This window comes from Pseudomonas sp. TSO6 (assembly GCF_056098905.1).
In genome coordinates this window covers 69,241-92,613 of record NZ_JBLZWV010000004.1, presented here as the reverse complement: position 1 = coordinate 92,613, position 23,373 = coordinate 69,241, and the positions used below count along the sequence as shown (strand labels likewise).

Annotated in this window: 17 protein-coding genes; 9 read left to right on the top strand and 8 right to left on the bottom strand. The window is 63.7% G+C overall.

Annotated features, from left to right (window positions below; genetic code table 11):
- Positions 1-288: 288 nt before the first annotated feature.
- The 6 genes from ACN6NG_RS00950 (at position 289) to ACN6NG_RS00925 (ending at position 6,794) form a co-directional block, all read left to right on the top strand.
- A complete protein-coding gene (locus tag ACN6NG_RS00950) occupies positions 289-1,530 on the top strand; it encodes an SfnB family sulfur acquisition oxidoreductase (protein WP_063423211.1) in 1,242 nt (413 codons plus the stop codon).
- Positions 1,531-1,683: 153 nt separating this feature from the next.
- Positions 1,684-2,865, top strand: coding sequence for an SfnB family sulfur acquisition oxidoreductase (locus ACN6NG_RS00945; RefSeq protein ID WP_341797300.1), 1,182 nt, complete (start codon positions 1,684-1,686; stop codon positions 2,863-2,865).
- Positions 2,865-4,256, top strand: coding sequence for an LLM class flavin-dependent oxidoreductase (locus tag ACN6NG_RS00940; RefSeq protein ID WP_474312769.1), 1,392 nt, complete (start codon positions 2,865-2,867; stop codon positions 4,254-4,256). Before ACN6NG_RS00945 ends, ACN6NG_RS00940 begins: the two co-directional genes overlap by 1 nt.
- A complete protein-coding gene (locus ACN6NG_RS00935) occupies positions 4,249-5,049 on the top strand; it encodes a MetQ/NlpA family ABC transporter substrate-binding protein (protein WP_338745771.1) in 801 nt (266 codons plus the stop codon). Before ACN6NG_RS00940 ends, ACN6NG_RS00935 begins: the two co-directional genes overlap by 8 nt.
- Position 5,050: 1 nt before the next feature.
- Positions 5,051-6,160: a methionine ABC transporter ATP-binding protein gene (locus ACN6NG_RS00930; protein WP_474312767.1), complete on the top strand. Its 1,110-nt coding sequence runs from the start codon at positions 5,051-5,053 to the stop codon at positions 6,158-6,160.
- Positions 6,150-6,794, top strand: coding sequence for a methionine ABC transporter permease (locus ACN6NG_RS00925; protein ID WP_063423207.1), 645 nt, complete (start codon positions 6,150-6,152; stop codon positions 6,792-6,794). The genes ACN6NG_RS00930 and ACN6NG_RS00925 overlap by 11 nt, the downstream gene beginning before the upstream one ends.
- Before the next feature lie 127 nt (positions 6,795-6,921).
- Here ACN6NG_RS00925 and dibA read toward each other — a convergent pair whose 3' ends face one another.
- Entirely contained in the window at positions 6,922-8,817 is a 1,896-nt protein-coding gene (dibA, locus tag ACN6NG_RS00920) for a phosphodiesterase DibA (protein ID WP_474312764.1), read from the bottom strand.
- A gap of 184 nt (positions 8,818-9,001) precedes the next feature.
- Here dibA and desA point away from each other — a divergent pair, with 184 nt between their 5' ends.
- Positions 9,002-10,186 (top strand): delta-9 fatty acid desaturase DesA, encoded by a 1,185-nt coding sequence (gene desA / locus ACN6NG_RS00915; protein WP_353455920.1) that lies wholly within the window; start codon positions 9,002-9,004, stop codon positions 10,184-10,186.
- Between the two features lie 99 nt (positions 10,187-10,285).
- Entirely contained in the window at positions 10,286-11,314 is a 1,029-nt protein-coding gene (locus ACN6NG_RS00910) for a GGDEF domain-containing protein (protein WP_353455919.1), read from the top strand.
- A gap of 164 nt (positions 11,315-11,478) precedes the next feature.
- Here ACN6NG_RS00910 and ACN6NG_RS00905 read toward each other — a convergent pair whose 3' ends face one another.
- The 5 genes from ACN6NG_RS00905 to ACN6NG_RS00885 form a co-directional block, all read right to left on the bottom strand.
- Positions 11,479-12,720 (bottom strand): response regulator, encoded by a 1,242-nt coding sequence (locus ACN6NG_RS00905; RefSeq protein WP_474312762.1) that lies wholly within the window; start codon positions 12,718-12,720, stop codon positions 11,479-11,481.
- 138 nt (positions 12,721-12,858) lie between these two features.
- On the bottom strand, positions 12,859-14,136 hold the full coding sequence (gene gabT, locus ACN6NG_RS00900; RefSeq protein WP_019473946.1) for a 4-aminobutyrate--2-oxoglutarate transaminase: 1,278 nt from the start codon (positions 14,134-14,136) through the stop codon (positions 12,859-12,861).
- Positions 14,137-14,318: 182 nt separating this feature from the next.
- Positions 14,319-15,761 (bottom strand): NADP-dependent succinate-semialdehyde dehydrogenase, encoded by a 1,443-nt coding sequence (gene gabD / locus ACN6NG_RS00895; protein WP_016484375.1) that lies wholly within the window; start codon positions 15,759-15,761, stop codon positions 14,319-14,321.
- Positions 15,762-16,100: 339 nt separating this feature from the next.
- Positions 16,101-17,777 carry an aryl-sulfate sulfotransferase gene (locus tag ACN6NG_RS00890; RefSeq protein WP_063423202.1) on the bottom strand — a complete coding sequence of 559 codons (1,677 nt, stop codon included), beginning with the start codon at positions 17,775-17,777 and terminating at the stop codon, positions 16,101-16,103.
- 17 nt (positions 17,778-17,794) lie between these two features.
- Positions 17,795-20,131 (bottom strand): TonB-dependent receptor, encoded by a 2,337-nt coding sequence (locus ACN6NG_RS00885; protein ID WP_063423201.1) that lies wholly within the window; start codon positions 20,129-20,131, stop codon positions 17,795-17,797.
- Between the two features lie 192 nt (positions 20,132-20,323).
- On the opposite strand from ACN6NG_RS00885, the gene ACN6NG_RS00880 reads away from it, so the two are divergent.
- Positions 20,324-21,238 (top strand): LysR family transcriptional regulator, encoded by a 915-nt coding sequence (locus tag ACN6NG_RS00880; protein WP_063423200.1) that lies wholly within the window; start codon positions 20,324-20,326, stop codon positions 21,236-21,238.
- A gap of 138 nt (positions 21,239-21,376) precedes the next feature.
- On the opposite strand, the gene ACN6NG_RS00875 is transcribed toward ACN6NG_RS00880, so the two are convergent.
- Positions 21,377-22,282 carry a TauD/TfdA dioxygenase family protein gene (locus ACN6NG_RS00875; RefSeq protein ID WP_353455916.1) on the bottom strand — a complete coding sequence of 302 codons (906 nt, stop codon included), beginning with the start codon at positions 22,280-22,282 and terminating at the stop codon, positions 21,377-21,379.
- Between the two features lie 40 nt (positions 22,283-22,322).
- A complete protein-coding gene (locus tag ACN6NG_RS00870; protein WP_474312759.1) occupies positions 22,323-23,360 on the bottom strand; it encodes an ABC transporter substrate-binding protein in 1,038 nt (345 codons plus the stop codon).
- Positions 23,361-23,373: the final 13 nt, after the last annotated feature.

Below are 23,373 nucleotides of genomic sequence, written 5' to 3'. Positions count from 1 at the left end.
GGTACATCACAGGGCTTGAATGATGTGGCGTACCTGTGGGAGCTGGCTTGCCGGCGATCGGGCCACTACATGAAAAGCAAATCCCATCCTTCTATACATATTCCAAAGAGTTAGTTCATAAACCTTTTATAAAGCATTAGGGTATATAAACCGGACCACCGGACCAGCACACTTTTGTCGCGACCAGCTGTAGCGACACAACTTTTTTGTGAGGTCAGGAATGGTCAGGATCACAATCACCCCAGTGCGTATCGCCAGGGCATTGAGTGCAGCCAAGGAGCGGTACTGATGTCCAGCCAGCCAAATACCCAATTCCATAGCGATCTCGACAGCTCGCCCCTGCTGCTGCCGGCCAAGGTACTGCGCAACGACGCCGAAGCCTTGCAAGCGGCCCGCGAACTGGCCGAGGTTGCCCGCGAGCAAGCCGCCCGCCGCGACCAGCAACGCAAACTGCCGTGGGCGGAGATCGAGCTGTTCACCCGCAGTGGCCTGGGCAGCATCAGCGTACCAAAGGCCCACGGCGGCCCCGACGTGTCGTTCGAAACCGTAGCCGAAGTGTTTCGCCTGATCAGCGCCGCCGACCCGGCCTTGGGGCAGATCCCGCAGAACCAGTTCGGCATGCTGCAACTGATTCGCCTGACGGCCACCGAGGCGCAACAGGCGCTGATCTTCCGCAGCGTGCTCGACGGTTGGCGCATCGGCAATGCCGGCCCCGAACGCGGCACCAAGGACACGCTCACCCTCAAGGCCCGGATCACCCGCACGGGCGATAGCTATCGCATCAGCGGCGAAAAGTTCTATTCCACCGGTGCGCTGTTCGCCCACTGGGTAGCAGTGAAGGCACTGGATGACGAAGGCCGTCAGCGCCTGGCGTTCGTGCGCCGTGGCAGCCCGGGGCTGCGCATCGTCGATGACTGGTCCGGGTTCGGCCAGCGCACCACCGCCAGCGGCACTGTGCTGCTGGACCAGGTGCCGGTAGACGCGGAGCTGGTGATCGACAACTGGCGCCAGCGGGACATCCCCAACATCCAGGGCGCAGCCTCGCAGCTGATTCAGGCGGCGATTGACGCCGGCATTGCCGAAGCGGCAATCGATGATGCGATCACCTTCGTGCGTGAAAAGTCCCGCCCGTGGATTGAAGCCAACGTGGACCGCGCCAGCGACGACCCTTATGTGATCGCCGACATCGGCAAGCTGAAGCTTGAGCTGCACGCCGCCGAAGCGCTGCTGCGCAGGGCCGCCCGGGTACTCGACGAGGTCAATGCTGCGCCCATCGACGCAGCCGGCGCGGCCCGGGCCTCGATTGCGGTAGCCGAGGCCAAGGTGCTGACCACCGAAATTGCCCTGCAGGCCAGCGAGAAGCTGTTCGAGCTGGCCGGCAGCCGCGCCACCCTTGCCGAGTTCAACCTCGACCGCCACTGGCGCAATGCCCGGGTGCACACCCTGCACGACCCGGTGCGCTGGAAGTACCACGCGGTGGGTGCGTACCACCTCAACGGCACCCTGCCTGCGCGGCATTCCTGGATCTGATTTTTAGGCCTTGGCGGCTGCTTTGCAGCCCAATCGCCGGCAAGCCAGCTCCCACAGGTACTGCACAGGTATTGAGGTCAGTGCAGTACCTGTGGGAGCTGGCTTGCCGGCGATGGGGGCGCGAAGCGGCCCCTAGGGCCACGGAGAAACAACATGACTACAAAAATCATCACCAGCGACACCGAAGCCCTGAATGTCGCCGAAGACATCGCCCAGCAACTGCGCCGGGACAGCGCCCTGCGCGACCGCGAGCGCCGCCTGCCCCACGCCGAACTGGAGCTGTTCACCCGCTCCGGCCTGTGGGCCATCAGCGTGCCGAAGGCCTTTGGCGGCGCCGGCGTGTCCAACGTCACCCTGGCCAAGGTCATCGCCCGTATCGCCCAGGCCGACGGCTCGCTGGGGCAGATCCCGCAAAACCATTTCTACGGCCTGGAAGTGCTGCGGGTAAACGGCAGCCCCGAACAGCAACAGCGCCTGTACGCCGAAGTACTCGCCGGCCGCCGCTTCGGCAATGCCCTGGCCGAGCTGGGCACCAAGACCGCCAACGAGCGCACCACCCGCCTGAGCCGAGACGGCGAGGGCTTTCGCATCAACGGCCGCAAGTTCTATTCCACCGGCGCCATCTACGCCCAGCGCATTCCTACCTCGGTCGTTGATGACCAAGGCGTGCAGCAGCTGGCCTTCGTCCCGGCCGACAGCCAGGGCTTGCAGGTGATCGACGACTGGAGCGGCTTCGGCCAGCGCACCACCGGCAGCGGTTCGGTGGTGTTCGACAACGTGTATGTCAGCGCCGCCGACGTGGTGCCGTTCCAGAGCGCGTTCGAGCGCCCTACCCCGGTCGGGCCGCTGGCGCAGATCCTCCATGCAGCCATCGACACCGGCATCGCCCGCGCCGCCTATGAAGACGCCCTGCACTTCGTGCGCACACGCAGCCGCCCGTGGGTCGACTCCGGCCTGGACAAGGCCACGGATGACCCGCTGACGCTGAAGAGCTTCGGTCACCTGGCGATCCGCCTGCATGCCGCCGAAGCCCTGCTGGAGCGCGCCGGCGAATACCTCGACCGCGCCCGCGACGACAGCACCGCCGACAACGTGGCCGCCGCCTCCATTGCCGTGGCCGAAGCGCGGGCCATCAGCACCGAGATTTCCCTCGCCGCCGGTACCGCGCTGTTCGAACTGGGCGGCAGCCAGGCCACGCTTGCCGAGCACAACCTCGACCGCCATTGGCGCAACGCTCGCGTGCACACCCTGCACGACCCGGTGCGCTGGAAGTATCACGCCATCGGCAACTACTACCTCAACGATGCCAACCCACCACGCCGGGGGACCATCTGATGGCCAGGCAGATTCTGCTCAATGCCTTCAACATGAACTGCATCGGGCACATCAACCACGGCCTGTGGACCCACCCGCGGGACACCTCGACCCAATACAAGTCGCTGGAATATTGGACCGACCTGGCACGCCTGCTGGAGCGCGGCCTGTTCGACGGGCTGTTCATTGCCGACATCGTCGGCACCTACGACATCTACGGCCAGTCGCTGGACGTTACCCTCAAGGAGTCGATCCAGCTGCCGGTCAACGACCCGCTGCTGCTGGTTTCGGCCATGGCTGCGGTCACCCGCCACCTGGGTTTCGGCCTTACCGCCAACCTCACCTACGAGGCGCCGTACCTGTTCGCCCGGCGCCTTTCCACCCTCGACCACCTCAGCAATGGCCGGGTGGGCTGGAACATCGTCACCGGCTACCTCGACAGCGCCGCCCGGGCCATGGGCCTGACACAGCAGCCCGAGCATGACCGCCGTTATGACCAAGCCGACGAATACCTGCAAGTGCTGTACAAGCTGCTGGAAGGCAGCTGGGCCGACGACGCCGTGGTCGCAGACCGCGAGCAGCGGGTCTATGCCCAGCCCGACAAGGTGCGCAAGGTCAGCCACCACGGCGAGTTCTACAACGTCGAGGGCTATCACCTGAGCGAACCCTCGCCGCAACGCACCCCGGTATTGTTCCAGGCCGGCAGCTCGCAGCGTGGCCTGGCGTTCGCCGGCAACCATGCCGAATGCGTGTTCATCAACGGCCAAAACAAGGCCGCCACCCGCGCCCAGGTCGACAAGGTACGCGCTGCCGCCCAGGCCGCCGGGCGCGACCCGCAAGCGGTCAAAGTGTTCATGGGCATCACGGTGATCGTCGCCGCCACCGAGCAAGCGGCCCAGGCCAAGCATGCCGAGTACCTGCGCCATGCAAGCCCCGAGGCCGGCGTCGCGCACTTCGCCGCATCCACCGGCATCGACTTTGCGGCCTACGGGCTGGACGAGCCGATTGGCTTCAGCCAGGGCAATGCCATCCAGTCCGCCACGCGCCAGTTGCAGGAAAACGCCTGGACCCGCCGTCGGCTGCTTGAACAGCACGCCCTGGGTGGCCGCTACGTCACCCTGGTCGGCTCACCGGAACAGGTGGCCGAACAGTTGATCGCCTGGATCGACGAAACCGGGCTGGACGGCTTCAACCTGACCCGCACCGTCACCCCGGAAAGCTTCGAGGACTTCATCGACCTGGTCATCCCGCAGCTGCAACAGCGTGGCCGCTACAAGACCGCCTACGCCGAAGGCACCCTGCGCGAGAAGCTGTTCCAGGCTGACCACCCGCACTTGCCCGCCGATCACCCGGGCTCGACCTACCGCTTTACCCCAACCCCTGCCCCGACTGGAGCCCTGCACCATGCTTGAGAAACTGTTCCGGCCCGTCGCGGCCTTTGCCCTCACCTTGGGCCTGTCCGCCAGTGCCCTGGCTGCCGAACCGCTGAAGATCGGCACCACCTCGGCCTTTGCCATTCCGCTGGAAGCCGCAGTGGAAGAAGCGCACAAGCAAGGCCTGGAAGTGAAGCTGATCGAATTCAGCGACTGGATTGCGCCCAATGTCAGCCTCAACAGCGGCGACATCGACGTGAACTACTTCCAGCACATCCCCTTCCTGGAAAACGCCAAGGCTGCTGCGGGCTTCAACCTGGTGCCTTACGCATCGGGCATCATCAACAACGTTGGCCTGTACTCGAAAAAGTACAAAAGCTTCGCCGACCTGCCAGAAGGCGCCAGCGTGGCCATCGCCAACGACCCGATCAACAGCGGCCGCGGCCTGCAACTGCTGGCCAAGGCTGGGCTGATCACCCTGAAGCCAGGCGTTGGCTACAAGGCCACCGAAGACGACATTGTCGCCAACCCGAAAAAGCTGAAAATCCTTCAGGTCGAGGCGGTTCAGCTGGTACGCGCCTACGACGACGCAGACCTGGTGCAGGGCTACCCGGCCTACATCCGCCTGGCCAACACCTTTGATGCCACCTCGGCATTGCTGTTCGACGGCCTGGAAAACAAGGAATACGTGATCCAGTTCGTCATCCGCCCGCAAAGCAAGGACGACCCACGGCTGGCCAGGTTCGTCGACATCTACCAGCACTCGCCGGTGGTGCGCGCAGCATTGGACAAAGCCCACGGCAAGCTCTACCAAGCCGGCTGGGAAGGCTGACATGAGCCAGGCCAGCGCGCTCAGGGCGCCTACACCACAACCATTGCCGCCAACGGTCAAGGAACAGGCCCTGCGCCCGGAGGTCAATGAAGCCCATGTGCGCTTCATCGGCCTGGGCAAGACCTACCCTGGCCAGACGCAACCCGCCTTGCAAGGCATCGACCTGAACATCCGCCATGGCGAGATCTTCGGCATCATCGGCCGCAGCGGTGCCGGCAAGTCTTCACTGCTGCGCACCATCAACCGCCTGGAGCAACCCAGCCAGGGCCGGGTACTGATCGACCAGGTGGACATTGCGCCTTTCGACGAGGACCACCTGGTGGCGCTGCGCCGGCGCATCGGCATGATCTTCCAGCACTTCAACCTGATGTCGGCCAAGGCCGTGTGGCAGAACGTCGAGTTGCCGTTGAAAGTGGCCGGCGTGGCCAAGGCCGAGCGCCACCGCAAGGTGCGCGAGCTGCTGGAGCTGGTCGGCTTGCAGGAAAAACACCACGTGTACCCGGCGCAACTGTCCGGCGGGCAGAAACAGCGCGTCGGCATTGCCCGGGCGCTGGTGCACGACCCCGAGATTTTGCTGTGCGACGAGGCCACCTCGGCCCTGGACCCGGAAACCACCGCTTCGATCCTTGAGTTGCTGCGCGACATCAACCAGCGCCTGGGCCTGACCATCGTGCTGATCACCCACGAAATGGCGGTGATCCGCGATATCTGCCACCGGGTGGTCGTGCTGGAGCGCGGCGAAGTGGTCGAGCAGGGCGAAGTCTGGCGGGTGTTCGGCGCACCACGCCATGAGGTCACCCGCACCCTGCTTGCACCGTTGCAGGCCAGGTTGCCTGCCGCGCTGCAAGCCAGCTTGCGGGCGAGCCCGGTTAGCCGTGACAGCGCTTTGGTACTGAAACTGACCCTGCTCGGCGAACCCGAGCTGTCTGCCCTGTTCAACGACCTGGGCGGCCGCGTGCGCCTGCTGCAGGGCGGCGTGGAAACCATTGGCGAGCATGCCTTGGGGCAACTGATCCTGTCGGTGCAACACTCGCCGCACGATACCCATCAACTGCTGGAACGTGCCCGCCGCTGGGCCGAGGACGTGGAGGTACTGGGCCATGTGGTTTGATCGCCTGCTGGAAGGCTTGCTCGATACCTTGCTGATGGTCGGCGTGTCGTCGCTGATCGCCCTGCTGGTGGGGGTGCCGATGGCGGTGCTGCTGGTCACCAGCGACAAGGGCGGAATCTTCGAGGCACCGCCGCTGAACCGGGTGCTGGGCGCCTTCGTCAACCTGTTCCGTTCGATCCCGTTCCTGATCCTGATGGTCGCGCTGATCCCCTTCACCCGCCTGGTGGTAGGCACTACCTACGGGGTATGGGCGGCGGTGGTGCCGCTGACCATTGCCGCCACGCCGTTTTTTGCGCGGATTGCCGAGGTCAGCCTGCGCGAAGTCGACCATGGTTTGGTGGAAGCTGCACAGGCCATGGGCTGCCGGCGCTGGCACATCGTCTGGCATGTGCTGTTGCCCGAGGCGCTGCCGGGCATCGTCGGGGGTTTCACCATTACCCTGGTGACCCTGATCAACTCCTCGGCCATGGCCGGGGCAATCGGTGCCGGCGGCTTGGGGGATATCGCCTACCGGTATGGCTACCAGCGCTTTGACAGCCAGATCATGCTGACCGTGATTGCCATGCTGGTGGCGTTGGTGGCGTTGATCCAGCTGGGTGGGGACCGCCTGGCGAAGGGCCTGAACAAGCGATAGACGGGGGCCGCTGCGCGCCCCATCGCCGGCAAGCCAGCCCCACAGGTAGCGCGCCGACCTCAAGGCTCGTGCAATCCTTGTGGGAGCTGGCTTGCCGGCGAAAGGGCCGCAAAGCGGCCCCTGGGTCTCAATCCCAGCGAAGATCCGCAGCCGGCACCGGCCGCCCGAACCAGTACCCCTGCCCCAGCTGACACTGCTCCAGCAGCAGGAAGCTGGCCTGCTCCGCCTGCTCGATGCCCTCGGCGTGCACCTGCATGCCCATGCTGCGTGCCAGGGCAATGATTACCCGCACGATCGCGATGTCATCCTCATCCAGAGGCAACCCGGCCACGAAGCCCTGATCGATCTTCAGCTTCTGCACCGGCAAACGCTTGAGCCGCAGCAACGACGAATACCCGGTGCCAAAGTCGTCGATGGCCAGGGTCACCCCCAGCTCGCGTAGACGATGCAGTTGCTCCAGCGCCACTTCCGGGTCTTCCATCACCGCGCTTTCGGTCACTTCCAATTCCAGCAGGGCCGGAGCCAGGCCAGTCTCGTGCAGCACCTCGGCCACCTGCCGGTACAGTTCATGCTGGCCAAACAGGCGGCTGGAAATGTTCACTGCCACAAACGCCAGCTGCCGGCCTTCGGCCTGCCACTGCACCATTTGCCGACAGGCCTGGCGCAGCACCCAGGTGTCGATTTCGGCAATCAGCCCGGTGCGCTCGGCAATCGGGATGAACTCGCCCGGCGGCACCAGGCCGCGCTGGGGGTGCTGCCAGCGTACCAGTGTCTCGACCCCTACCTGTCGGCCTGTCGCCAGGTCATGTACCGGCTGGAAGTAGGCCCGCAGCTCATTCTGCTCCAGTGCCCGGCGCAGCTCACCGGCGGTCTCGACCCGGTGCTGGGCGTGAGCGGTCAGCTCTTCGGTGTACAGCGCATAGCAGGCACGCCCGTTGCTTTTGGCCTTGTACAACGCCGCATCGGCATTACGCAGCAACTGCTCGGCGCTCAAGGCGTCGCTGGGGAACAGGCTGATACCGACGCTGGCACTGATGAACAGGCGATTTTCCTCGAACACGAACGGCTCGCGCATGCGTTCGATAATGCACTGCGCCAGCTTGCCCGCCTGGCCGACCTGCTGGCAGTTCTCGGCCAGCACACCGAACTCGTCGCCACCCAGGCGTGCCAGGGTCACGCCATTGCCCAGCACCTCGCCCAGGCGCTCGCCCACCAGCTTCAGCAACTGGTCACCGATGGTGTGGCCCAGGCCGTCGTTGATACTCTGGAAATGGTCCAGGTCCAACAGCAGCAGGGCACAACCGCGCTTGTTGGCCTGGGCGGCCGCCAGGGCCTGCTCGACCCGGTCGGTGAACAGCAGGCGGTTGGGCAGGCCGGTCAGCGGGTCGTGGTGCGCCAGGTAGGCCAGTTCCTGTTCCGAATGCTTGATCGCACTGATGTCACTGAACACCGCTACGTAATGGCTCAGCTCACCGTCGTCATCGCGGATGGCGCAGATGGTCTGCCATTGCGGGTAAATTTCGCCGCTTTTGCGCCGGTTCCAGATTTCGCCGCTCCACTCGCCCTTCGCGGCCAGGGTGGCAAAGATCTGCTGGTAGAACGCCTGGCCATGGCGGCCCGATTTGAACTTGCTCGGGCGCTGGCCGATCACCTCGTCCTGCTGGTAGCCGGTGATGCGCATGAAGGCGCGGTTGACGTGCACGATCAGGCCCTGGCGGTCGGTGACCAGCACCCCTTCGAGGGTGCTGTCGAACACTGCAGCAGCCATGCGCAGCCGCTCGCGGTCCTCGCCACGCAAGCGTGCTCCAACGCCGATGAAGTTCAGCAGCCTTACGCGCGAAACATAGATCAGCACGGCGCTGAACAGCACCCACAGCACCACATTGATCTGCCGCCCCACGGTCAGTGCCAGGGGGTCGTCAGTCATGCAGTGCAGCATCACCTCGGCGAGCGCCAGCCAGAGGATCGAGAGCACCACATACAGCGCAGCCATGCGCAAGGCGTCGCGAACGGAAACAGACATGTCGGGTGGGATTGGCCATCTGAAAGGAAGGGCGATTATAAAGGTTCTGGCGCCCTATGGGGGCGGGTGCACCCGCTCCCACATCGACCGCGTGAAACATCGCGTGGTCAGCTTTGACTGGTTTTATTTCCCCGCCAAGGGATAATCAGCCCTTCCCCCCCGCATTTCGAGGGTATTTACACCTATGTGGTACTACGGCCTGCTCGACTTGTCGGCCTGGCAACTGGTCGGCATCACCTTGTTGATGACCCACGTGACCATCGTCAGCGTCACGGTCTACCTGCATCGCTACTCCGCGCACCGGGCCCTGGAGCTCAATGGCGCGCTCAAGCACTTCTTCCGCTTCTGGCTGTGGCTGACCACGGCGCAGAACACCCGCGAATGGACCGCCATCCACCGCAAGCACCACGCCAAGTGCGAAACCCCCGACGACCCGCACAGCCCGGTGCACAAGGGCCTGGGAACGGTGCTGCGCAAGGGCGCCGAGCTCTACCGCGAAGAGGCACGCAACCCCGAAACCCTGCGCATCTACGGCAAGAACTGCCCGGATGACTGGATCGAGCGCAACCTCTACTCCCGCTACAAGCTGGGTGGCATCGCCTTGATGGCCGTGATCGACCTGCTGCTGTTTGGCACCATCGGCATCACCATCTGGGCGGTGCAGATGATATGGATCCCGTTCTGGGCTGCCGGCGTGGTCAATGGCCTGGGCCACGCCCTGGGCTATCGCAACTTCGAATGCCGCGACGCTGCCACCAATCTGGTGCCGTGGGGCATCGTCATCGGCGGCGAAGAACTGCACAACAACCACCACACCTACCCCAACTCGGCCAAGCTTTCAGTCAAGCGCTGGGAGTTCGACATGGGCTGGGCCTGGATACGCCTGTTCTGCCTGTTGCGCCTGGCCAAGGTGCAGCGCGTGGCGCCGATTGCCCATCGTGTGGCGGGCAAGGCCAGCCTGGACATGGACACTGCCATGGCCATCCTCAACAACCGCTTCCAGATCATGGCCCAGTACCGCAAGCTGGTGATCGGCCCGCTGGTGAAGCAGGAGCTGGCCCGGGTGGACGCCTCGGTGCGTCACCACTTTCGCCGTGCCAAACGCCTGCTGTCGCGAGAAACCAGCTTGCTGGAAGACCGCCACCATGTGCGTATCGAGTCCATGCTTGCCCATAGCCAGGCGCTGAAGACCATTTACGAAAAACGCCTGGCCCTGCAGCAGATCTGGGCGCGCACCAGCGCCAACGGCCACGACATGCTGGCTGCCATGAAGGACTGGATACACGAGGCCGAAACCAGCGGCATCCACGCCCTGCGCGACTTCGCGGCGCAGCTCAAGACCTACTCCCTGCGCCCCACCGGCGCCTGACCGCCGTTGATCGGCACGCCCCATTGCGGTGCGTGCCGTTCGGAACTTAGCCACCTCGACGCCACTCAAATTTGGCACATCGCCCGCGTGGCGGGCCAGATGCTGGCCGCACGCTTTTACGTCGAGACCCGCTTCGTGCACATGGCCAAGAACATTCCAACGACATTGCCCGGCACCTCACCTCCCGAAGCCGCCCAGACTTTACTGGCGCTACTCCACGCCCAAGGCGAGGTAGCCCGCCTGAGCGAGCGCGACCAGTTGTTCAGCTCGTTGCTGGACAGCGTTAACGCGGTGCTGTGGGCCTTCGACTGGGAAGCCCGTCAGGTGCTGTACGTAAGCCCCGCCTACGAGCGCATCTTTGGCCGCCCGGCCAGCCTGGTGCTGGCCGACTACAACGAATGGCGTGACAGCATCTACCCCGACGACCTCGAGTTTGCCGAACGCAGCCTCGCCCAGGTGCTGCTCAAGGGCTCGGTGGAAGACCGCGAGTACCGCATCCTCAATGCCGACGGGCAACTGCGCTGGCTGAGCGACAAGTGCTACATCAACCAGCAACACGAGGGCGACCGGGTAATCATTGTCGGTATCGCCGAAGACATCACCGAGAAGAAGCAGCTTGAAGGCGAATTGCAGCGCCTGGCCACCACTGATGTGCTGACCCAGAGCAGCAACCGCAGGCACTTCTTCGAATGCGCCCAGCAGGCCTTCGACAGCGCTCGCGAAGACGGTACGCCGCTGGCCTTTCTGCTGCTGGACATCGACGACTTCAAACGCATCAACGACAGCTATGGCCACCAGGAAGGCGACCAGGTGCTGCAATACATCGCCGACAGCGGCAAGGCCGTGCTACGCCGTGGCGACCTGTTCGGACGCATTGGCGGCGAGGAGTTTGCGGCGGTATTCCCCGGTTGCAATACGCAGGTGGCAGAGCAGATTGCCGAACGCTTGCAGCGGCAGATTCAGCGTTTGAGCTTCAACCATGGCGAGCAGACGTACGGGGTGACCGTGAGCCAGGGGCTGACCGGGCTGACCGAAGAAGATGTGGCACTGGACAGCCTGTATGCCCGGGCCGATGCGGCGATGTACCAAGCCAAGCGGCAGGGCAAGAACCAGATCGTCCGCGGCTGACTGCTTTACCCACAACTCAAAGGCTAGCGCGATTTGTGTGGGAGCGGCCTTGTGTCGCGAAAGGGCTGCGCAGCAGCCCCCGGAACTCCAGCGCAAATGCACGAATTGCCGGGGCTGCTGCGCAGCCCTTTCGCGACACAAGGCCGCTCCCACAAAGCCCGCGTTCAGCCTGAAGTCGCATCCTCAGGCGGTTTTATCTCCGGGTTATCCACCTTGCGCAGCCGGTTCAGCTCCGGCAGGCCAAGCTTGAGCAAGCGCGCGGTCTTGCCACTGGCCACTTTCTCCAGCCCCTGCTCGGCCGGCAGCCGCGACAACTGCCCGGCCAGGTTCATCGCCAGGATCTCCCGCGAATACACCCCACCGCCCAGCTGGTAGATCGCCGCGATCAACTCGCGCAATGCCAGCGGCAAGCGCCAGCGCGTGCGTAGCGCCGAACCGAACGCCGCACCAAACTCATCCAGCGATTGCTGCACGTTGCGTTCGTCCAGCTCGCCACCGGCCAACCGCCACTCTTGCAGGCAACGCAATACCGCCAGGTCACCCAGGCAGTGCAGCAACCCCGCGCAGTAGCAGCGCCCTTCGTCGAGCTCAAGCATGCGCGCCAAGGTACGGCCATATTCGGCCGTATGCAGCGAAACGTCCCAGTAACCGGCGGCGTGCTGCGCCAGCAACGGGTCGCTGAGCCGAGCGCTACGCTTGAGGGTCATGCCCAGAATCAGGTTCATGCTCTGAGTACTGCCAAGCTTGTTCAGGGCCTGCAGCAACGTCTGCACCGGCGCTTCACGGTGCAGCGCGGCGCTGTTGGCGGCCGCGATCAACACGGCGGTAACCTGAGGGTCGCTACGCACTTCCTCTTCGAGCACTTTCAGGTTCAGGCCCTGAGGGTTGAGCGCCCGCTTGATCGCCACCTGCACATCGGCCAACAGCGGCCCGCCATCGGCGGTGGCGCGGCGCTGCTCAAGGTAGGCGGGCAAGCTGGCACCTGGCTGCAAGGCCGGCACGGGGCAGGCGATTTCTTCGCCAACGGCCAGCAGCAGCTCTTCCAGGCGCTTGCGCAGGTTGTCCAGGTTCAGTGGTTTGCTCAGGTAGGCGGTAGGGTGCAGGGGCAACACCTCGTGCACACTGGCGCTGTCGCTGCGGTTGCTCATGAGGATGAACGGCAACCCCGGCCCTTTGGCGCGCACCTTGCGCAACAGGTCCAGGCCATCGACACCGGCCAGCTCGCGGGCGGCGATAATCAGGTCTGGCTTGCTGGACAGTGCGCTGAGTGCCTGCGACCCATCGGCGCATACCTGCAGGCGGGCATCGCAGCGCACGCTGAGCAGCATCTCGCTGAGCATGTCACGCACCCAAGGGTCGCCTTCGACAATCAGTACGCTGGGTGGGGTGGGGTCTACAGCGCTCATCGCCAACTACTCCTGAATAGCCTGACACACAGTCCGTCGCAGCTTCCAAAGCCTGTCCTCCGACAACCATAGCGCCACATGGCTTTTCAGGGCACAAAAAAAACCCGCCGAAGCGGGTTTTTTCAGAAGCGCGTCACATCAAGCGAGTTCAGCGAAGCACTCTTCGATGATGGCCAGGCCTTTGTCCAGCAGTGCATCTTCGGCAGTCAGCGGTACCAGGATACGCAGAACGTTGCCGTAGGTGCCGCAGGACAACAGGATCAGACCCTTGTCACGTGCCTTGGCAACAACCTGGCCAACAGCAGCAGCGTTCGGGGTGTGAGTGCCTTTCTCGAAGACTTCAACAGCAATCATCGAGCCCAGACCACGGACGTCGCCGATGATCGGGTGCTTCTTCTGGATTTCGCGCAGGCCGGTGGTCAGACGCTCACCTACAGCCTTGCTGCGGTCCAGCAGTTTCTCTTCTTCGAACACTTCAATCACGGCCAGGGCCGCGGCGCAAGCGATCGGCGAACCGGCGTAGGTGCCGCCCAGGCCGCCCGGCGCGATGGCGTCCATGTACTCGGCCTTGCCGCACACACCGGCCAGCGGGAAGCCGCCAGCGATGGATTTGGCGAAGGTGGTCAGGTCAGGCGCAACGCCCATCTGTTCCATGGCGAAGAAGGTACCGGTACGGCCAGCGCCAGTCTGTACTTCGTCGGCGATCAGCAGGATGCCGTGCTGGTCGCACAGGGCGCGCAGGCGCTTCATCAGCTCTTTCGGCGCTGGCAGGAAGCCGCCTTCGCCTTGTACTGGCTCGAGGATGATCGCAGCGATGTCTTTAGGCTCGGCGTCGTTCTTGAAGATACGCTCGACCGAAGCAATGGCTTCGTCAACGCTCACACCGTGCAGCTCGTTCGGGAACAGAGCGCGGAACACGCCGCCTGGCATCAGGCCCATGCCAGCGGAGTACGGCACGACCTTGCCGGTCAGGCCCAGGGTCATCATGGTACGGCCGTGGTAAGCGCCGGTGAAGGCGATGACGCCAGCACGGCCGGTGGCGGCACGGGCGATCTTGACGGCGTTTTCAACGGCTTCGGAGCCGGTGGTAACCAGCAGGGTCTTCTTGTCGAAGTCGCCTGGTACCAGCTTGTTGATCTTTTCGCACAGCTCTACGTAGGGTTCGTAGGCCAGCACCTGGAAGCAGGTGTGGCTGACTTTGGTCAGCTGCTCTTGCACGGCTGCAACCACTTTCGGGTGCAGGTGGCCGGTGTTCAGTACTGCGATGCCGCCGGCGAAGTCGATCAGTTCGCGGCCTTCAACGTCGATCACGGTCGAGTTCTTCGCGGTGTCGACGAAGATCGGGTGGATCTGGCCAACGCCACGTGGGACGGCGGCTACACGACGTTGCATCAAGGATTCGTTGGTCTTGCTCATAATGCCCTCATTGCGCCGACAGGAATGGCGCTTTTATTCGGGGGTGGCTGGGAGTGCTCGCGCACAGTATTCGTTGATCGACTGCCGTAAACGCCCTGGCCACCAGGTACTGCGATGTAAAAAAGGCCAGCGAGACGTCGCTCTCGCGCCCCGCTGGCAGAGGTAAAGCCTTTACCGTGCTATCAGACGCTGATGCACAGGTATTTGATTTCGAGGTAGTCCTCGATACCGTATTTGGAACCTTCGCGGCCCAGGCCCGAAGCCTTGATGCCACCGAACGGTGCTACTTCGTTGGAAATCAGGCCGGTGTTGATACCCACCATGCCGTATTCCAGGGCTTCGGCAACACGGAACACACGGCTCATGTCGCGGGCGTAGAAGTACGAAGCCAGGCCGAACTCGGTGTCGTTGGACATGGCGATGACTTCGGCTTCGTCTTTGAAGCGGAACAGCGGCGCCAGTGGGCCGAAGGTTTCTTCCTTGGCGACAGCAGCAGTCTTCGGTACGTCAACCAGGATGGTCGGCTCGAAGAAGTTGCCTTCGATCAGCTTGCCACCGGACAGCACCTTGGCGCCTTTGGAGACGGCGTCTTCGATGTGTTCCTGAACCTTGGCGACAGCTTTACCGTCGATCAGCGGGCCAGTGGTGGTGCCGTCTTCCAGGCCGTTACCGATCTTCAGCTTGGCAACTGCAGCGGCCAGCTTCTGGGCGAACGCGTCGTAGACGCCGTCCTGCACGTAGATACGGTTGGCGCAGACGCAGGTCTGGCCGTTGTTGCGGTACTTGGAGATGATCGCGCCCTCGACCGCCTTGTCCAGGTCGGCGTCGTCGAACACGATGAACGGGGCGTTGCCACCCAGCTCCAGGGAAACCTTCTTGATGTCCTTGGCGCATTCTTGCATCAGCTGGCGACCGATTTCGGTCGAGCCGGTGAAGGACAGCTTGCGTACCAGGGAGTTGCCGGTCAGTTCGCCGCCAACTTCGCCAGCGCTGCCGGTAACGACGCTCAGCACGCCAGCCGGGATACCGGCACGGTGTGCCAGCTCGACCAGGGCCAGGGCGGAGTAAGGGGTTTGCGATGCAGGCTTGAGCACCATGGTGCAGCCAGCGGCCAGGGCCGGGCCGGCTTTACGGGTGATCATGGCAGCCGGGAAGTTCCACGGGGTAATGGCCGCGGTAACGCCGATTGGCTGCTTGATGACGATCAGGCGCTTGTCTGGCTGGTGGCCCGGGATGGTGTCACCGTAGACGCGCTTGGCTTCTTCGGCGAACCACTCGATGAACGAGGCGGCGTAGGCGATTTCGCCCTTGGCTTCGGCCAGTGGCTTGCCTTGTTCGGTGGTCATCAGGCGAGCCAGGTCGTCCTGGTTCTCGATCATCAGTTCGAACCAGCGACGCAGCTTGGCCGAACGCTCTTTGGCGGTCAGTGCACGCCAGGCCGGCAGGGCCTTGTCGGCGGCTTCGATGGCGCGGCGAGTTTCCGCGGTGCCCATCTTCGGCACGGTACCGATGACTTCACCGGTGGCCGGGTTGGTCACCTTGATGGTCTGGCCATTGTCCGCATCCAGCCACTCACCATTGATATAGGCTTGCTGGCGGAACAACTGAGCGTCTTTGAGCTGCATGTCGGCTTCCCGAATTGTTGATTGTTGAAAAGCGCCCAAGGCAGGGCATCGAGCGTTTGAAATCTCAAACGAATGCTAAGCGGCTGCTGGGGTGTTGGACAATAGGCTGTTCGAAAAAAAGAACGAATGGTTGAACAGCCGGGCGGAAAATTCATCATTCTGCGTGATGGCAACTGGCCTCTTCGCGGGTAAACCCGCTCCCACAGGGACCTCACAGCCTCTGAAATCTGTGGGGTCCCTGTGGGAGCGGGTTTACCCGCGAAGAGGCCGGTACAGGTTAGACGAATGAGCTGAAAGAAATGTGAAGGGAGGACCGACGGCCCTCCCGAAGGGGATGGATCAGAATGCCTTGGCCAGGTCGATCACCAGTGCCCGGTAGCCGACACTGCCCGGCTGCCGGCTGTGCACCTTCAGCTCCACCAGCACCTCCTGGGTCCCGCGGCGCACCTCGTTGAGCACGGTGGTGGTCAGTTTCTCGGGGGTCAGGAAGTTCACCGAAGCCGAGTAGATGAACTGGGTGTCGGTCTCTGGCCGGTAGGCCACCACCGAGGTCACCGGGCTGTACCACTCGTCGCCGCGCTCCTTGCCGTACTCCCACACCTGCTCGACGGTGCCCTTGGCTTCGTCAATGCGGTACTCCACCGCCCGGCTGTAGTTGCCGGCAAGCTTGGTCGGCGCAAAGTCGCGCCCCCAGCCGTTGTCGAACACGGTCAGCGTTCCTTTGCCAGTCAGCCAGGCGGTGTGCTGGGTCCACGACCAGTCGAAGTTTTCGCTCGCAACCGGTGTCAGCACTTTGTCGCGCAGGCGCTCAGGCCAGCCTTGGGGCGAGGCAAGAATCCACTTCACCTGCTTGTCGCGACCAATCTTCACCACGCCCTGATGCCGTGCTGAAACGATGATGCTGTCGTCATCTACGTCGTAATCGATGGCATTGACGTGTGCCCAGTTGCGCCCGGTACCCACCCCTGGGGTGTCACCAAAGGGCAGGTTACCCTCGGCCAGCTCGTTGGCCAGGCGGTCGTCCTGCTTCTGCACCCCTTCGGGCAACTGGATCGCTGCCTTGCCGAGCGTTTCCAGCAAATCGCCGCGGTACGGGTCGAGGATCTGGTTGAGGTCCCAGAAGTCCAGTACATCCCCGGCTTCGCTGACCTCGATGATGTGGTCGCGAATCGAACGCACACGCTTGCCGTCGGGGCGGCGGTAGTCGCTGGTGCCCACCCGCAGCAGGTAGGTGCCGTTGGCGGTTTCGCGGATTTCGTGGGAAAAGTCGGCGAATTTGTCGGGCAGGCTGCGCTGCCAGATGCGCCGGCCCAGCAGGTCGTACTTGGAGTAGGTCTGGCCCTGGCCCCAGATCAGCTTGCCGTCGCGGGTCTGCTGGAAGCCCATGGTGCCGCCCAGGCCGTCGCGGCGGTTGGAGTCGTGGATCTGCTCGATGTCCAGGTACCAGCGCACATCGCCATTGCTGTCGGCAATCCAGTTGTTGCCCACCTGGTCCCATTCCGCTGCGCCACCCAGGGCATTCCACTTGAAGGCGCGCCCCCCCGGGATGTCACCTTGCAGGTGGTTGAACAGGTACAGGCGCTTTTCAAAGCCTGGCGCCACCTTGACCGGCTGCACTTCCGGCAACGCGGCGGTCTGCCTGGCCACCACCGGCAGGCGCACGGCCGGTGCGTAGATCTGGTACTGCTCGCGAATGCGCTCGCCGTCGAGCTTGTAGGTCACCTCGACCTGGTTGACGTAGTCCGGGTACAGCCCGAATACCGGGATGCCGCCGTAGGTCCACAACGAACGGTCAGACACATCATAGACAATGTCCACACCGCGCTCGCCACGCCCCAGCACACGCACATGCGCATCACTCAGGCTGCGCCCACCGTCGCGGATGATCGCGGTCAGCGGCGCAAGGCGGTACGGGTTGACCACTACGTCCCCGAGCAGCGCTTGGTCGCGCTCCGGGACTTTCGCGGTAAGGCAGGCGCCTTCAGGCAGTGTAGGGGTTTCGGTCTTGGCATTCATGGCAAAGCTCCTTGTGCTCAGAAGTCGTAACGGGCGGTGGCGCCGAAGGTGCGCGGGGTGCCGAGCACGCCGGCATAGCCACCGTTGGCGGAGTTCCACAGGCTGGTGAAGTAGGTTTTGTCGCCGGCGTTTTTCACCCACAGCGACAGGTCGACCACGCCGTCGCCCTGGTCCAGGCGCACACCGGCGGAAAGGTTGACCAGCGCGTAGCTGGGGATCTGGCCGAAATCGGAATCGTCGATGGTGCCCACGGCCTTCGAGCGGAAGGCGTAGCTGGTAGTGACGTAAGGCTCGACGTGCTGGGTGGCCTGCCACTTGTACTGGGTGTTGAGGTTGGCGATGTACTTGGAGGCGCCGACCACCTGGTGGCCAGACAGGTCGCAGGTGGCGGTGGCATTGGCCAGGCTCACCTCAGGCGGGCATGGGGCATCCTTGTACTCGGTGTAGCGCACGTCGTTCCAAGAGCCGTTGAAGTTGACCGTGAGGCCACGGATCGGCAGCGCCGTGGCTTCGAACTCCAGGCCACGCGAGCGCACGCTGCCGGCATTGGCCAGGTACTGCACGCGGTTGATCTGGTCGTAGACGTTGGCCTGGTAGCCGTGTACTTCGGCCCAGAACAGGTTGCTGTTGAGTTGCAGGCGGCCGTCGAAAAGGGTGCTTTTCAAGCCCAGTTCGGCATTGTTGACCCGCTCGGTACCCACCAGCAGCGAATCGGTGCCCAGCCGTGGCGCGGCGCCGACGGTAAGGTTGACGCCACCCGACTTCTCGCCGTGGGTCAGGGTGGCGTAGCCCAGCAGTTGTTCGTTGAAGCGGTAGCTCAGGCCCAGCAGGCCGGAAGGGCTGAAGCTGTACTGGTTGAGGTCGCCCGAATCGTAGGCCCCTATCCGCGCCTGGCGCGCAGTAGCAGCGGCCCCGGTTACTGCAGCACCACCTTCAGGCGCATCGCGGGTCACCCACGCGCTCTTCTCTTCATAGGTACCGCGGATGCCGGCGGTGAAGTCCAGGCGGTCGGTGACATGCCAGGTGCCCTGGGCGAACAGCGCATAGCTGTCGGTATCGATGTGCCCGTCACCAATGGTGTTGACGTTGTTCAACGCACCGGCCGGGGTGAGGTTCCAGACATCCGCCTGCGGCCCGTAGTAAGTGAAGGATTTGTTGTCCAGGTCCTGCTTGAAGTAATAGGCACCCAGCACGTAGTCGAAGGCGCCACCGGTAGGCGAAGCCAGGCGGATTTCCTGCGAGTACTGCTTATCGCGTACCGATACCCCGGCGCTGTAGAACACCGGCACGTCCAGGCCATCGTCGTTGCGCGGGGTAAAGTCCCACCAGCGGTAGGCAGTGATCGAGGTCAGGGTGAAGTCGTTGGGCAAGGTCCAGTTGGCTTCCACCGAGGTGCCGCCCTGGAACACCGTCACCTGCTGGTCGGCGTCGAAATTGACCTTGCGGTCCTTGCCCGACACCAGCGTCGCGCCCGCCTGGGCGGCCAGGCTTTCGTAGCGGTTGACGCCATTGATGGTGGGGCCGGTGCTGTACAGGCTGAGGATGCCGTTATTGGAGTCTTCTTCGTTGTATTCGCCAATCCAGCGCAGGTTGAAAGTGTCGCTGGGCTTGAACAGCAGCTGGGTGCGAAAGCCCTGGCGCTTGCCGCCGTTGAGGTCGTCACCGTTGTGGATGTTCTTCACATAGCCGTCGTCTTCGGTGCGGTAGGCACTGATGCGCCCGGCCAGGGTTTCGCTGATCGGCCCCGAGAAGCTGCCCTGGGTTTGCAGATAGCCGTCTTCGCCAATCGACTGCTGGATGCTGCCTTCGCGGTGGAAGGTGGGCTTGCGCGTGGTGATGTTGAGCACGCCGGCCGTGGTGTTCTTGCCGAACAGCGTGCCCTGCGGGCCGCGCAGCACTTCCAGCTGCTCCACATCCAGCAGGTCGAATACCGCCATGCCCGGGCGGCCGAGGTAGACGTTGTCCAGGTAGATGCCGACGCTGCCTTCCAGGCCATCGCTGGCCGGATTGTTGCCCAGGCCACGGATCGAGATGCTCGACTGGCGTGCATGCACGTAGGCGACGTTGGTGCTGGGCACCAGCTGTTGCAAATCCTGCACGCGGTAGATGCGCTGGGTTTCCAGGGTTTCGCTGTCGAGCACGCTGATTGGCGTGGGCACGCTTTGCGCGGTTTCTTCACGGCGGCGGGCATTGACCGTGACGGTGCCGAGCTTGGCTTCCTGCTCTACCGCCGGGGTGGCGCTGACCGGCTCTTCGGCGAAGCTGCCAGAGGACGCCGCCAGCAACACGCCAGCGGCCAAGGGTTGCAAGGTGAAGCGCGACGCGCGCGCAGGCCAACGGGAAAGTCCGGACATGCAAATGCTCCTTGAGGCGTGGGCCCTGGCGAGCATTTCCGTTGGCGGAACCGAATCGCGGTCAGTCGGGCTTATATTCTTTTAAGTGATATAAATATTTGTAATTCATATTTAGTGGAATAAGTAACACCCTTTATAAGGGGACTCACCCTTGTCAGCAATTGCATTTGACCGAAGGTTTTAATGTAAAAAATGCATATCGATCTGCGTCAGCTGCGCCACTACATCGCCCTTGTCGAGCACCGCAGTTTCGTGGCCGCTGCCGCGGCGGTGAACCTGTCGCAATCGGCCTTCAGCCGCAGCATCCAGACCCTGGAGCACAACATTGGCTGCCGCCTGGTGGACCGCGCCAGCAAAGAGCTGGCGCCGACCCGCCAGGGTTTGCTGGTGCTGGAGCATTCGCGGCGGCTGGTGCACGGGGCGCACAACCTGGTCAACGAGATCCACCAGTTCAATGGCGCCACCACCGGGGTGGTGCGCTTTGGCTCCGGCCCTGCGCCAGCCGGCGGCCTGGTGCCGCGCGCGGTAGCGCGCTTCGTGGCCGAGTACCCGGCGGCGCGTACCTGCTTCCAGGTGGACAATTGGCAGGCGCTGAACCGCAAGCTGGTGGCCGAGGAGATCGAGTTCTTTGTCGCCGACACCCGCCAGTTCGAGTCCGACCCGGACTACCAGGTGCACAAGCTGACACCACAGCGCTGGCACTTCTGCTGCCGCGCCGGGCACCCGCTAACCGAGCAGGAGGCCGTGCAGGCGCGAGACCTGTTCCACTACCCGATGGCCACCACCTTCCGCCCGCCGAACATCCGCAAGATCCTCAGCGACCTCAGCGGGCGGCAGGACTTCTTGCCAGCGGTGGAGTGCGAGCACGGGTATGCGTTGCTGAATGTGGTGATGCATTCGGACACCATCGGCATTGCCTGCAATGCCAACTTGCGGCCATATCAACGCGAGGGCGGGTTGGTGCAGTTGAAGCTGGCAGACCTGACGCCCGAGCAGGAAGAGGCGTGCCATACCCGCTATGGGGTGGTAAGCCGGGTGGGGTATGGTTTGTCGCCGTTGGCGCAGGGGCTGGTCAGGCAGTTGATTGCCTGTGATACCGGGTTGTGACGGGCGGGGGCTTCGCCCCCGAATCGCCGGCAAGCCAGCTCCCACAAGATCACCGCTGCCTCCTGCCCTGAGTTACCTGTGAGGTACCTGTGGGAGCTGGCTTGCCGGCGAAAGGGCCGCAAAGCGGCCCCGGCAATATCAGCCTTTACGCGTAGTCCGGCTCAACTGGCCATCCACACCCACCGGCACCTCCCCCGCCAATGTCACCCGACGGACCACACGCGGCTGGGTGCCGTAATCATCCACCGCATAATGCTGCGTCGCGCGGTTATCCCAGATCGCCACGTCCCCCGCCTGCCAGCGCCAGCGCACGGTATTTTCCAGGCGCGTCACATGCCCTTGCAGCACAGCGAACAGGTGCTGCGAATCCGCCAGCGAATACCCCTTGATGCGCTTCACGAAATGCCCCAGTTGCAGCGCCCGCTCACCACTGATCGGGTGCACACGCACTACCGGGTGCTCGGTCTCGTAAACGGTCGATGTGAACACCTTGCGATAACGCTCCAGCTTGGCCGGGTCGACATCCGGCTTGATGCTGGCGTAGTCGTATTCGTTGCTGTGCACCGCCCACAGCTTGTCGGCCAGCTCGCGCAGCGGCTCGGGCAGTTCCTGATAAGCCGCGGCGGTGTTGGCCCAGACGGTGTCCCCACCCGAAGCCGGCGCTACCACGCTGCGCAGTATCGAAGCCTTGGGGTAGGCGTCGACGAAGGTCACGTCGGTGTGCCAGGAGTTGGCCCGCTGGCCTTCGGCGCCATCAAGTTGCAGCAGGTAGCTGGTGCCATCCACCACCGGTACGGTGGGGTGGGCGACCGGCTCGCCGAGCAGTTTGGCAAAGCCTTCCTGGCTCTGGTCATCCAGGTGGGTCTGGTCGCGGAAGAAGATCACCTTGTGCTGTACCAGTGCTGCCTGGATAGCCTCGATGGTGGCGGCATCGAGGTCGGCGGACAGTTGCACACCGCGGATTTCGGCGCCGATACGGCCGGCAACCGGGTGAATCTCAAGTTCGAAGGTTTGTGGCGCGGTGGCCAGGGCGGCATTGCTCATGGTCGTGGTCCTTGCGGTCATTGTCGGGTTTTTGAAGGGTTTAGCGGGCGGCCTGCACGGCCTGTTCCTGTTTCAGCGCAGCATCAAGGAAGCGCGGTTCGATCCAGTCGGCTACCTGGAAGCCACGGCGGATCAGGCGTTCCTTGGCCGCCAGGTCTACGCCCTGCTGCAGCTGGCCGACGAAACCAGCGTCCAGGCGTGGGTCGAAGTAGTGGGCGAGGTCTTCCTTGGCCAGGTCATCGCTGAGGATGCTGCGCGGCCAGTTGGCGTTGCTGGCCACCAGGTCGATGTAGGCCTGGCGGTTGTGTTCATCGCGCAGCCAGGTACTGGCCTGCTCCTGGGCGTTGACCAGGCGCTGGACCAGCTCGGGGTATTTGCGAATGAAATCGCCGGTGCCCAGCAGCACCGCCTGAGTGCTGCCGGCGCCTTCGAGATCCCGCGAGTTGACCGGCAGTTCGACCAGCCCGCGCTCACGTAGCGACAGCAGGTTGGACAGCCCCCAGGTGGCGTCAATCTGCTTGGCGGCCAGTGCGGCGTTGGCAGCGTTGAAGTCCAGGTTGATGACTTTCAGCTCGCGTTCGGTCAGCCCTTGGCTGGCCAGAGCGCTGGCGAACGACAGCTGGTTGGCTGTGCCGCGGAACACCGCCACGCGCTTGCCCTTGAGGTCATGCAGGGTCTTGATGCCAGAGCCGGGCACCACGCCCAGGTAGCTTTTGACCCCACGCACCCCCGCCGACAACACGCGGGTGTCCAGGCCGTTGGCCTTGCCGACGATCGCGGCCAGGTCGCCCAGGTAGGCGAAGTCGGCTTGGCCGTTGGCCAGTGCCTCGTTCACCACGGGCCCGGCGCCTTTGAAAAAATGCCAGTCGATGCGGATGCCGTCCTTGGCAAATTCCTTCTCCAGCAGTTGCTGGTCACGCAGCACATCGACCACGCCACCGGCGCTGGGCTTGCTGCCGGCGCTAAGGTCGGGCACGGCGATGCGAATGCTTTCTGGCTTGGCGGGTTCAGCCGCGTGGGCACCGAGGCTGAAGGCCAGCCCAAGGGCGGTGATCAGGTGGCGCAATGGGGTTTTCATGGCAAGGCTCCTT

Excerpts from the sequence above, each read along its gene's own strand:
- ACN6NG_RS00890 (WP_063423202.1), bottom strand. The coding sequence starts at position 17,777 with ATGAATGCCAAGACCGAAACCCCTACACTGCCTGAAGGCGCCTGCCTT.
- ACN6NG_RS00875 (WP_353455916.1), bottom strand. The coding sequence starts at position 22,282 with ATGAGCAATGCCGCCCTGGCCACCGCGCCACAAACCTTCGAACTTGAG.
- dibA (WP_474312764.1), bottom strand. The coding sequence starts at position 8,817 with ATGTCTGTTTCCGTTCGCGACGCCTTGCGCATGGCTGCGCTGTATGTG.
- desA (WP_353455920.1), top strand. The coding sequence starts at position 9,002 with ATGTGGTACTACGGCCTGCTCGACTTGTCGGCCTGGCAACTGGTCGGC.
- ACN6NG_RS00885 (WP_063423201.1), bottom strand. The coding sequence starts at position 20,131 with ATGTCCGGACTTTCCCGTTGGCCTGCGCGCGCGTCGCGCTTCACCTTG.
- ACN6NG_RS00945 (WP_341797300.1), top strand. The coding sequence starts at position 1,684 with ATGACTACAAAAATCATCACCAGCGACACCGAAGCCCTGAATGTCGCC.
- ACN6NG_RS00905 (WP_474312762.1), bottom strand. The coding sequence starts at position 12,720 with ATGAGCGCTGTAGACCCCACCCCACCCAGCGTACTGATTGTCGAAGGC.
- ACN6NG_RS00870 (WP_474312759.1), bottom strand. The coding sequence starts at position 23,360 with ATGAAAACCCCATTGCGCCACCTGATCACCGCCCTTGGGCTGGCCTTC.
- ACN6NG_RS00910 (WP_353455919.1), top strand. The coding sequence starts at position 10,286 with ATGCTGGCCGCACGCTTTTACGTCGAGACCCGCTTCGTGCACATGGCC.
- ACN6NG_RS00930 (WP_474312767.1), top strand. The coding sequence starts at position 5,051 with ATGAGCCAGGCCAGCGCGCTCAGGGCGCCTACACCACAACCATTGCCG.
- ACN6NG_RS00880 (WP_063423200.1), top strand. The coding sequence starts at position 20,324 with ATGCATATCGATCTGCGTCAGCTGCGCCACTACATCGCCCTTGTCGAG.
- ACN6NG_RS00935 (WP_338745771.1), top strand. The coding sequence starts at position 4,249 with ATGCTTGAGAAACTGTTCCGGCCCGTCGCGGCCTTTGCCCTCACCTTG.
- ACN6NG_RS00925 (WP_063423207.1), top strand. The coding sequence starts at position 6,150 with ATGTGGTTTGATCGCCTGCTGGAAGGCTTGCTCGATACCTTGCTGATG.
- gabD (WP_016484375.1), bottom strand. The coding sequence starts at position 15,761 with ATGCAGCTCAAAGACGCTCAGTTGTTCCGCCAGCAAGCCTATATCAAT.
- ACN6NG_RS00950 (WP_063423211.1), top strand. The coding sequence starts at position 289 with ATGTCCAGCCAGCCAAATACCCAATTCCATAGCGATCTCGACAGCTCG.
- ACN6NG_RS00940 (WP_474312769.1), top strand. The coding sequence starts at position 2,865 with ATGGCCAGGCAGATTCTGCTCAATGCCTTCAACATGAACTGCATCGGG.
- gabT (WP_019473946.1), bottom strand. The coding sequence starts at position 14,136 with ATGAGCAAGACCAACGAATCCTTGATGCAACGTCGTGTAGCCGCCGTC.